The following is a 1477-nucleotide window of genomic DNA, read 5'->3' as shown; positions in this document are numbered from 1 at the left end:
TTGTGGGAGTTGTTGGCGTCGTGGGGTGTGCGGGCGGATTTCCTGGCGGGTCATTCGATTGGTGAGGTGACGGCCGCGTACGTGGCGGGGATGCTCTCCCTCGCTGATGCGTGTGTGTTGGTGGCGGCGCGGGGCCGTCTGATGCAGGCGTTGCCGGCTGGTGGCGTGATGGCGGCGGTTGGCGCGTCGGAGGAGGCTGTCGCCGAGCTGGTCGGCGTGACTGGTGCGGCGGTGGATGTGGCGGCGGTGAACGGTCCGGCGTCGGTGGTGGTGTCGGGTGCCGCCGTCGAGGTGGCGTCGGTGGTGGCGGTTGGGCGTGAGCGGGGGTGGCGGGTCAAGGAACTCTCGGTCAGTCACGCGTTCCATTCGCGGTTGATGGAGCCGATGTTGGATGAGTTCGCGTCGGTGGTGGCGGGGCTGGACTGGCGGGTGCCGCGGGTGCCGATCGTGTCGAACGTGACCGGCGCGGTGGCGGAGCCGCTGGAGTTGGTTGACCCGGAGTACTGGGTGCGGCACGTGCGGCAGGCGGTGCGGTTCGCCGACGGGGTGGCGGCTCTGCGGGAGCAGGGTGTGGACACGTTCCTGGAGGTCGGCCCGGACGCGACGTTGACGGCGATGGTGGCGGAGATCGTCGGGGACGCCGGGGTGCGGCGGGTTGCGGTGTCGCGGCGGGATCAGCCGGAGGTCGGGGCGCTGACGTCTGCGCTGGGGCAGTTGTGGGTGGCGGGTGTGCCGGTGGACTGGGCGGCGTACCACGGTCAGACCGGTGCCTGGCCGCGCGTGGTCGACCTGCCCACGTACGCCTTCGAGCACACCTGGTATTGGCCGGAGGCCGCGCCCGGGACCCGCCGGGACGCGCACGACGACGCCCTCGACGGGCGGTTCTGGGCGGCCGTGGAGTCCGGCGACCCCGACCTGGTCGGCGGCGAACTGGGCGTCGGCGCGGACGAGCCGTTCAGCGCGGTGCTGCCGAAGCTCGCGCAGTGGCGGCGGGCTGCCCAGCAACGGTCGGTCGTGGATTCCTGGCGGTACCGGGTGGTGTGGCGACGCCAGGACGCGGCCGATGACGAGAACCTGACCGGCACCTGGTTGGTGCTGATGCTCCCCGGCCAGGAGGACCACCCGTTGCTGGCCGGGCTGGCGGAGCGGGGCGCCGAGGTGGTCCCGGTGGTGCTGGACGTGTTGGAGCGGGACGAGATCGCGCGCCGGCTGGCCGGCGCGGCGGAGAACCGGGAGCCGGTCGCCGGACTGATCTCGCTGATGTCGTTGGCCGGTGCGGGCGTCGTGGAGGCGCTGGCCGTGGCGCAGGCGCTGGCGGTCACCGAGGTCCAGGGGCGGATGTGGTGGCTGACCCGGGGAGCGGTCTCCGTGGACGGCTCCGACCCCCTGACCGACCTGACCGCGGGTGCTGCGGTGTGGGGTTTGGGTCGGGTGGTGGGTTTGGAGGTGCCGTTGCGGTGGGGTGGTTTGGTGGATT

At 72.4% G+C, this 1477-nt stretch carries 1 protein-coding gene; it reads left to right on the top strand.

Annotation, left to right across the window (positions count from 1 at the left end):
- Window positions 1-27: 27 nt before the first annotated feature.
- Window positions 28-1477 (top strand): acyltransferase domain-containing protein (locus tag AC5L34_RS29455; protein ID WP_494827912.1); only part of this gene is annotated, 1450 nt, incomplete at its 3' end.

The organism is Micromonospora sp. ZG13 (assembly GCF_059359355.1).
This window is presented reverse-complemented; position numbering and strand designations above follow the sequence as displayed.